Below are 9,151 nucleotides of genomic sequence, written 5' to 3' on the forward strand. Positions count from 1 at the left end.
ATGGTACTGCACACAAGAGTGTGGGAGAGTAGGTCGCCGCCAAACTTTTCTTTTTGGCCTTAAAACACCCCGTTTTAAGGCCCTTTTTTTTGCCCCGTTTCTTTCCTTTGTTTTTAGACTCCCTTGTCAACCGCTCGTCATTTACCCTGACATCCCCAATAAAGCTACTCGTGAAAATGAATATAAAGTTGTTAAATATTTGAAAGTTGCCATCCTATACTATCAGAAAGTTTTCAACCTTGAGTCAAATCATCTAAAAGCAATTAAAAAATTTTCAATATTAAAGATGTATACAATTAATTTTACTTATAAATCGGTTTTATTATGAAAAAAAACTATTTTTACGATTATTAGCGTTAATTTACCTTGTTTGTGACCTTTCTGCTGAACTAAGTTTCAAAGGAAAAGGAATATTGCAAAGTGATGAATCACAACAAATTTTGCATTTAAAAAGAATTCCTTATAAAATTGGTTATCAGCACGATACTATAAAAAAATCTTCAGCGCAAAGTTGAGCGATTTATCAATTAAAAAATTTTACCTAGTAAAACACAACTTTCATTAAACAATTTTTTGATACTTTTCCCTTCGTTATTTCTCGCATAATTGATTGACTCTATTATCATAAGATTGCCCTATCCTGTCATCATTGATAGGCTCATTCAACATTTTGGCCATCTCAATCCTACTCCTTTACCAGAAATGATTAAAGCTCCTGTCGCTAGACCAACTAACTTATAATGCCATTTTTGCATCAGAGAGTCTAAAAGTTTGGTTTTCCCATACAAGTTTAAAGGTTGAGCTAGCTTGCGATCAGCCTTATTATCATTTTGATTTATTCGAATTCTTAAAGGAGTCAAAGTAAGCCTTTCTAATCGTCTAAGTCAATATCTGAATTAGAATTAAGGTAGTAATAGTTTAAAAGAATCGCTATAAAAAACAGAATTCCGATAATGAAAAACGATGGGTGCATAAAAACCTTACGCTTAAACTTGTTGCTGCATTGTTAGCTTTGAAAAAATCAATGATTCTTGAACGGATTTAACACTATAAAAACAAAAATGGGTAGTGCTAAATAGGTAAGGCTCTCGATTATCTATTGTAATCACAAATAAAGTATTTTATTAACCCAAACAAATAAAGTATTTTATTAACCCAATGTGATTAGTTAGTTTTTTAGAAAATGAAAGTGTTTTCCTTACAAGTCTTGCACATCTTTGTCTGAGAATACAATTAAATCTTTCCATGTCGCTTGTCTGACCAGATTGCTTGCTAACTGGTTGATGTTGACTCCAAGGAATGGTTTCGTAATAGACATTAAATTTATCAGTGAAATAGAGGGCTTTTTTTTAATGATTCGGCTAGTTCCGCAAAAAGAAGCTCAGCGGTTTTTTTATCTCGAGGACCCACTTGCATAGCAAGCACTTGGCGACTTTTTTATGCAAGATGAGCCATAACCACTGATCATTTTTCTTATTTCCTACAAAACTCCATAGCTCATCTACTTCAAGTTTAGCCACTTCCAACTCATCTTTCTCACCACAAGTGACTTGTGCATTTAAATCCTCAGGTAAATCATTGATAATGAAATTAATAAAATCTAGCAGCCATGGCATCCTTACATCAAAAATTCTACAAATTCCATTAAGAGACACCCTTTCTAGAAGAGCTTTTCTGACAAGTTCCTTTGTTTGTTTGTTAATGATTTTAGCTTCATTGTTTTCGCTCCACTGTTTGCCACACTCTAAACAGCGAAAATTTTGCTTTTCATGTCTTGTATAACCATTCTTCTTTACCAAATCTGAGCCGCAATGCGTACATCTCATTGCTCTTCTCCGCTTAAATTAGAATAATTAATCTATCAAATTAGATCAGTTTATTGGAATAGCCTTACCTATTTAGCACTACCGTCCCGATAAGAAAGAACTTCCCCATAGATGTGGTTTTTCTCGTTTTTTCTCAATGGCTATTACCATGGCTTTTTGTAAGGCTTGGGCTTTATTTAACTTTTCCACCTCTATTCCTAAAAGGTGACGATAAAATGCGTCAACCATTTGAAGCGTCAAATCACTATCTGGCAGTTGCCAATAAGTTGCGACAGTTGACAGGGCTCCAGCTGTCAAAAAAGGCCAGACAGGACCAACGTTCCTTCTCTGTGACGCTTGCCTCTGCCAGAGAAGCAGGTATTCATAAAAACAAGCTCTGAGCGAAGAGTAAGTACTGCAATTTCTTGCGCATGGATATAGCCTTGAGGATGCTCCATATCAGGATTAAGCTTGAAAAGACCTTCAAAAACGGAATGGGGATCCAGTCCGTAAAGACACCCAAGCACTTAGCGAGAAGGAATAATCCTATGAAGCCTATTATAATTTCTGTGATCAATCATAAGGGAGGGGTTGGTAAAACAACAACGACGGTTAATATCTCTGCTGGTTTGGCTAAATTGGGGAAAAAAGTTTTAACTATAGATCTTGATACTCAGATGAATCTTACACATAGCCTAATTGGTGATCTTGATGAAAAAGAAATAAATATTACCGAGGCTATTTTAAATGATAAAATTTCCTTAAAAGACATCATCAAGCCTACTTTGGTAGATAATCTTCAGATCGCTCCTTCTGGCGAATCAATGATTGATCTCGATTTAAAATTACATTCTTGCCCGATAAGAAGAGAATATAAGCTTAAAGATGCGCTTAAAAATGATTTAATATCCGAATATGATTTTATCTTAATTGATAACCCACCTTATATTAGTTTTACAACAGTAAATAGCCTTATCGCAAGTAACTATTATTTAGTGCCAGTGAGCGCAGAGTACCTTCCACTTGTTGGAATCCGACATCTTATTAAAACAATTGAGTTAATCAAGCCATCTAACCCATCCATATCAAATTTAGGATATTTATTAACAATGGTAAATCGTAGAGAAAGTATTTCAAGTGGCGTTGAAAATATACTGCGAGGCACATTTCCTGAAGATATGTTTGAAAACGTCATTAGATTTATACGAAGTTGAAAGCATGTCCACAAAAAAGACAAACTATATTTCAAGCTGAAAATTCAAAAGGAAAGGGTCATTCCGATTATTTAAATGCGACAAAAGAGCTTTTGCATAGATTGGAGAAAGCTTAATGGCAATAAATCCACAAGAAACAAAAAATAGTTTATTTAATGGTTTGAAATCTACTTCTCAAAAGCCTCTTGAAGAAGTAAAACCAGAATCAGCCTCTTTTAACTACATTCATCAGCCAAAAATTAATGATGAATCTAGTGAACTTCAAGATCAAGCAGTAATAGGACAAAAGCCCAAATGGCAAAGCTTGGATAAGGTAACAGCTCTTTTAACTGCTGAACAAAAAGAAGGTCTTGACCAAGTCGCTAAAAAGATTATGAAATTTCGCTCACGTGATCTAAAAGGAAACGATTCTAAAGAAAGAATAACAGCAAATCTTTAATGAGGGCCTTAATAGATATATTTTTAGAAAAAGAAAATCATTTGTCTATGGAGATTCTGGTAGATGAAGATGATGTGAGAAAATGGATTACTAAATTATTTTCCTAACCCCTTAAGTTAGGGAATTCCTTATTTAAAGAGATTCAAACTATACAACTATTGATCTTAGAACACTTAAAATCTAAATGCTGAAGAGCCTACATAAAACTAACCAATAATCTGACATAATATAAAACGAGATTAGATGTAATGTCTGCACGAAATTTCTTTCTTAACCTGCAAAATGCATAGCACAAACAAAGCAATGAAACAAAAAGTATGTTTAAAATTTAGGCATATTAGGAAAGGATATTTGGTAGCTAATAGGTTATGGTCCAAGAGCGGTTTCTTTAGCTATTGAGGGCTATAAAATCAGAAAAGCTTCAGAATAAATTCTAAACTTGCAATATTGCTATATAAACAGATTTAAAGCACAACTTTAATATCTACCTAGATAATAAAGATTTAACTGAATATTTTTAAAGATTGTTTTGTTAATCCTAAAATACATTAGATAACGTTATCTCTCGTTAATAAACGTCAAAAGCTAATATTTTAAATCGAATTTTCTTATGTTTTGATTTTTAAAATAAAAGATATAATAGGATCCAGGGTGTAGTGCTCCCCAAATAAACCGGACAATCTAGCTTGTTTCTAAGATATAGGAGTAAGACTAGATTTATGACTAATTGTAAATTAATTACATCAGTAGAAAGAAGAAGACGATGGTCCTTAGAAGAAAAAAAACAGATCATTGAAAAAACATATCAAGAAGGTCAATCTGTTTCCCAAATAGCAAGGAGATATGATATAACACCAAGTCAACTTTTTGCATGGAGAAGGCAGATGGAACAAGGAGCACTACAAGGAATTAGCAGCCGAGAAGAACTAGTTCCCAAAAGCCAAGTGAAAGAAATGGAAAAGCGAATAAGAGAACTAGAGCGGATGCTTGGGAAAAAGACACTTGAAAATGAAATTTTAAAAGAGGCTGTAAGGCTTGGGCAGGAAAAAAAACTCATCTCGCGGCAGCCATTGCCAAGCTTAATCGATTTAGCCTAAGGAAAATAGCAGAAGTGATGGAAGTGGCAAGATCCAATCTTATGGAGCAGCTTAAAGAGCGTTTACCTCATCAGCCAGACTTTTATTCTAAAGCGGAAAATGAACAGATTTTAGCTTTAATCAAAGAGGTGGTTAAAGACAGGCCGACATACGGTTATCGTAGGGTCCATGCGATTATCAATAGCCTTCTCAAAGAGAAAAAACTTAAAGTCATTAATCATAAGCGAGTTTTTAGACTGATGAGGCAGCATCATCTTTTGCTACAAAGGCCAAACAGGCGTCCTAAACGCTTACATACAGGCAAAGTAGAGACTCTCTACAGCAATACACGGTGGTGCTCAGACAGCTTCTCTATTCAATGCTTAAATGGTGATCGTGTTCATGTCGCCTTCTCGTTGGATACGTGTGACAGAGAAGTCATGCGTTATATTGCCTCTACAATAGGTATTGATGGGCAGATGATTCGAGATTTGATGCTTGAGACTATTGAATATAGATTCGAACAGCCAAAAGCTAGAGTACCTCTTGAATGGCTCTCTGATAATGGCAGCTGTTACACGGCTAAAGAAACTGTCAATTTTGGTAGAATGCTTGGTTTAACCATTAGAACCACGCCACCTTATAGTCCAGAAAGTAATGGCATGGCAGAAGCTTTTGTCAAAACTTTTAAAAGAGATGATGTTTATTTCGGCAATCTGACAAGTGCTGAAGCTGTTTTGCAGCAATTGCCTATTTGGATCGAAGACTATAACGCTAAAGCCCCCTTATAAGGCTTTAAATATGCTCTCTCCAAGAGAGTATTTAAGGAAATTAAAAATGGCAGGCTAGCGGTCCGGTTTTATAGGGGCAACTCCACAGGGATAACTCAACTAATCAATTTAGGTATTAATGTAGAATTGTCCAATTTTTTAAGTTATGGGATTTTTGCTTAGGATGTCTAAATTACTTGGCTTAATGCTTAATGATCTCAGGGCTTTCTAACAAAGCTTTTCAATTCAATCGTAACTTGTTTTTAATTTAAGTAAATCTAGAAAGACGATTTTTGATGCACATTTTCTAATTTTATTTTCGATTATGATAAAAATTTAAAGAGCTAATTATCGATGATGTATGAACCAAAGATGAATAATAGAAAGTTTGTTGGTTTTTGTTTTGGACAGAACTATAAAACTTATTAACTCCTTAACTTAAGGTGTTAAGTTGGTTTGAAGAATCATAAACATTTTACGAATTAATTTAAATCAGATGTGTTGCCAATACCTAATGCTGCTGGATTAACGTACTTGAGGCCTTAGTAGCTTTGCAGCATCTCGATTTGAGCTCTTGTGTTAAGCTTATTAACCATGGATTAGTGCATTTGATAGCTTTGATGCTTTATGGTATTTAGTTCAGAGCTATTGCTATAATCAAACTGATACTGGGCTAACCCTTTTGACACCTCTAGAGGCTTTGCAGTATATTTACATTTGAATAGGTTTCTAAAAATCAATAATGCTGGGATTAGTACATTTTAAAACTTTAGATCTCTTGTAGCCTGTTTGTTTTGTTATCATATAGTCTCGTAGACTAAAAACATTTTCAAATCAAAAACTAAGAAGTTTATATTTGAATAATATTGACTCTTATTTAATGTTTATTGCAATGTTTCTATCTATACGTCATATTTTTAATACATTTATAAATGAAAATTTATTTTACTCAGTGGGATGGTCATTTTGAATATTTCTAATTCAGGGTTTAGTCACAGTTACCTTGCCAATACAACGACTCCATCTTACTATCACTCTCAAAATGTTAACGAACTTCCTGAAGAGGAAAATAACTCCCTAGACAATCCTTTGGCCAATACAGAAGAAACTAGTGCACCAACGATTCCAGCTCCCGATCCTTCAGTTTCATCTGATGAAATTCAACTAAGCTTTCAAGAAGGAACTTCTCTGACTATTTCTCATTCTCAGCTAGCTTTGTTAAGGGAAAAATCACATTACTTTAACAATCTGTGGTCGGGGCAATTTCAAGAAACCCTGCAACATCCTCTGGCTTTAAAGAAAAAAAAATTTACGCTTTTGCTCAATTGCCTGATGGACGCTAACTTTAAAGTTCCCTTAGAAAAGATTACTTCTTCTATTCAACTAGCCGATTATTATGAACTGGCAGAAGTGGTGAAAAATTTAGAAAAACAGTTGATAGAAGGGTACAAATCCCAGAGATTTGAACCCTTTAACTCAACTGAAGAAAGTTTAGTCAGATTAAAAGAGATTTTAAATTTCGCGCAGCAATGTCGATTAAACACATTGAAAAACTATTTAAAATTGACCGTTGTAAGCGCCTTATTAAACCAGGCCTCTCATTTAACCGAGTTTGAAAGAATTATAAATCATTTCTCAAATGAGATAGAAGCACTCAATTTTTCAGACAATCCTTATTTGACGAATGCCCATCTTTTAGCATTAAAAGATTGTAAAAATTTAAAAGCAATTCATTTAGAGGCATGTCAGGCTCTCACTGACGATGGGTTGGCGCATTTGACACCCATAACGGCCTTGCAGCATCTAGATCTAAGCTACTGTAGGAAACTCACTGATGCTGGATTAGCGCATTTGACACCCATAACGGCCTTGCAGCATCTAGATCTAAGCCACTGTGCAAATCTTACGGATGCTGGATTAGCCCATTTGACACCTTTAACGGCTTTGCAGCATCTAGATTTAAGCGAATGCTCGCATCTCACTGATGTAGGATTAACGCATTTGACGCCTTTAACGGCTTTGCAGTATCTAAATCTAAGCCACTGTGCAAATCTTACGGATGGATTAGCCCATTTGACACCTTTAACGGCTTTGCAGCATCTAGATTTAAGCGAATGCCGGTATCTCACTGATGTAGCCCATTTGACGCCTTTAACGGCTTTGCAGTATCTAAATTTAAGCGATTGTAAAAATCTCACTGATGTAGCCCATTTGACACCTTTAACGGCTTTGCAGCATCTAAATCTAAGCGGTTGTGAAAATCTCACTGATGCTGGATTAGCCCATTTGACACCTTTAACGGCTTTGCAGTATCTAGATCTAAGCTATTTTGATAATCTCACCGATGCTGGATTAGCCCATTTGACACCTTTAACGGCTTTGCAGCATCTAGATCTGAGGAGATGCTACAAACTCAACGATGCCGGATTGACGCATTTGGCACCCTTAACGGGTTTGCAGTATCTAGATTTAAGCGATTGTGAGAATCTCACTGATGCCGGATTGGCGCATTTGGCACCCTTAACGGATTTGCAGTATCTAGGTTTAAGCGATCGTGGTTTAAGCGATCGTGAGAATCTCACTGATGCTGGATTAGCGCATTTGACACCCTTAACGGGTTTGCAGCGTCTAAATCTAAGCAGGTGCTATCATCTCATCGATGATGGATTAGCCCATTTGAAACCTTTAACTGGTTTGCAGTATCTAGATCTAAACGATTGTGAAAATCTCACTGATGGTGGATTAGCCCATTTGATACCCTTAACGGGTTTGCAGCATCTAGATTTAAGCGAATGCCGGCATCTCACTGATGCTGGATTAGCGCATTTAAAATCTTTGGTGACTTTGACGCATTTAGATCTAAGTTGGTGCAAAAATTTCACTGATGAGGGATTAGCCCATTTAACACCCCTAATGGCTTTGCAATATCTAAATCTACTTGGCTGTAAGAATTTCACCGATGATGGATTAGCACGTTTTAAAGCTTTAGCAACTTCACTCAATTTAGAAATTGTTAGGTAAAAAAATCTTAATACAAAAGCAGGAATTTTAGCGCCAAAAATAAAAGAGTGCATTATCCTAAGGAGATCAAAGATAAAATTTCATTAAAGTTTATCGACTCTCAACGAGACGTTTTCCTAAGAGAAATATTCGCTCATTTTGAATGATACTATACAAACAATTCTATGTTTGTAAACGCCAAAAAATACACTTAAAAATGTACTATGGACTAAAATTAAGCCTAGAGATTAATTTTAGTAGCAGCAATTTCTCGTCTATATATTTCCTAATCGAATCGTGGACTTAAGGCATTTTCAATCAAAAACTAAAGAGTTTGTAGGTAAGCTTTATCAATTTTTACTTAATTTTTTAATAGCTCTTCATTGATAAAACGAGATTTTCTCTTTAAATATGCTTACCTATTTTATCTTATGACTATTGCCATGATTCTTATCTATCCATCATATTGTTAAAACATTCATAAATTAAAATTTATTTAATTCATTTTGAGAATCATTTTGAATATTTCTAATAATGTAACTGCCTATTTTAACTTATTAATGTTGCCATAATTTTTATCTATACGCCATTAAAACATCTATAAAATGAAAATTTATTTTACTTACTTGGATGGTCATTTTGAATATTTCTAATTTTGGGTTTAATCCTAGATTGTGTAGTCACGAGAAATAAAATAAATGCTTAAATATGCTACTCTTCTACGCTCATCAATGGAGCATCTTATGGAAGCGCACAGAAGACATGATATATCCGACAGAGTTTGGAATTTACTGGGACCTCATTTGCCAGGAAGAAGAGGGGCTTGGGGTGGTATAGCAAGAGATAA

At 34.9% G+C, this 9,151-nt stretch carries 7 protein-coding genes and 3 pseudogenes; 6 read left to right on the top strand and 4 right to left on the bottom strand.

Features of this window, described 5'->3' with window-relative positions; genetic code table 11:
- A partial coding sequence (locus tag BU804_RS14385; protein WP_226996079.1) for a hypothetical protein occupies positions 1-328 on the top strand: 328 nt, incomplete at its 5' end.
- A gap of 334 nt (positions 329-662) precedes the next feature.
- Here the strand turns inward: BU804_RS14385 and BU804_RS00810 are convergent.
- The 4 genes and pseudogenes from BU804_RS00810 to BU804_RS00820 all read right to left on the bottom strand — a co-directional run.
- Positions 663-860, bottom strand: a complete 198-nt coding sequence (locus BU804_RS00810) for a hypothetical protein (RefSeq protein ID WP_075882599.1) — start codon at positions 858-860, stop codon at positions 663-665.
- 264 nt (positions 861-1,124) lie between these two features.
- Positions 1,125-1,301, bottom strand: a complete 177-nt coding sequence (locus tag BU804_RS17260; protein WP_445082291.1) for an IS1 family transposase — start codon at positions 1,299-1,301, stop codon at positions 1,125-1,127.
- A gap of 60 nt (positions 1,302-1,361) precedes the next feature.
- A complete protein-coding gene (locus BU804_RS17265; protein ID WP_445082290.1) occupies positions 1,362-1,826 on the bottom strand; it encodes an IS1 family transposase in 465 nt (154 codons plus the stop codon).
- Between the two features lie 78 nt (positions 1,827-1,904).
- Positions 1,905-2,311: pseudogene (locus BU804_RS00820) on the bottom strand (CHAT domain-containing protein); the annotation flags it as partial.
- Between the two features lie 42 nt (positions 2,312-2,353).
- Between BU804_RS00820 and BU804_RS00825 the strand changes: the two are divergent.
- From BU804_RS00825 to BU804_RS11760, 5 genes and pseudogenes are all read left to right on the top strand, one after another.
- Complete coding sequence (locus tag BU804_RS00825; RefSeq protein WP_075882600.1) at positions 2,354-3,019, top strand: ParA family protein; 666 nt, start codon at positions 2,354-2,356, stop codon at positions 3,017-3,019.
- 115 nt (positions 3,020-3,134) lie between these two features.
- The gene (locus BU804_RS00830; RefSeq protein ID WP_075882601.1) at positions 3,135-3,458 is read left to right on the top strand and encodes a hypothetical protein; all 324 of its coding nucleotides are present in this window, start codon (positions 3,135-3,137) and stop codon (positions 3,456-3,458) included.
- A 719-nt stretch (positions 3,459-4,177) separates the two neighbouring features.
- Positions 4,178-5,383, top strand: a pseudogene (locus tag BU804_RS00840) (IS3 family transposase).
- Between the two features lie 887 nt (positions 5,384-6,270).
- Positions 6,271-8,325, top strand: coding sequence for a leucine-rich repeat domain-containing protein (locus tag BU804_RS00845; RefSeq protein ID WP_075882603.1), 2,055 nt, complete (start codon positions 6,271-6,273; stop codon positions 8,323-8,325).
- Between the two features lie 722 nt (positions 8,326-9,047).
- Positions 9,048-9,151, top strand: a pseudogene (locus BU804_RS11760) (IS5/IS1182 family transposase); the annotation flags it as partial.

It is taken from the genome of Candidatus Protochlamydia sp. W-9 (assembly GCF_001950615.1).
Classification (GTDB): domain Bacteria; phylum Chlamydiota; class Chlamydiia; order Chlamydiales; family Parachlamydiaceae; genus Protochlamydia; species Protochlamydia amoebophila.